The sequence below is a fragment of the Hydrogenovibrio sp. 3SP14C1 genome, from assembly GCF_029625905.1.
In the GTDB taxonomy this organism is placed as follows: Bacteria; Pseudomonadota; Gammaproteobacteria; order Thiomicrospirales; family Thiomicrospiraceae; genus Hydrogenovibrio.
Genome location: NZ_JARTLM010000271.1, coordinates 1 through 245 on the forward strand (window position 1 = coordinate 1; position 245 = coordinate 245).

The window sequence follows — 245 nt, forward strand, 5'->3', positions numbered from 1 at the left end:
CAAAGCAACGCCGCCAGCCAAACCTAAAGTCACTATTGCACCACCAACCGAACAGCAATTAGCAATGACTCCACGTTATGGCTTCACCATTCAAGTTGTTGCCGTTGGGGCGCAAACTAAGGTTGATCAATTTGCGAATCAGTTACCTAAAGATGAACAACCGATCTGGGAAAACTATAAAGTCGTTAATGGCACGAAATGGTACACGGTCTTGTATGGTGATTATGCCACTCGTCAGGAAGCGT

1 protein-coding gene is annotated in these 245 nt (G+C 45.7%); it reads left to right on the forward strand.

What is annotated here, in order from left to right; genetic code table 11:
* A partial coding sequence (locus P8629_RS12510; RefSeq protein WP_278166419.1) for an SPOR domain-containing protein occupies positions 1-245 on the forward strand: 245 nt, incomplete at both ends.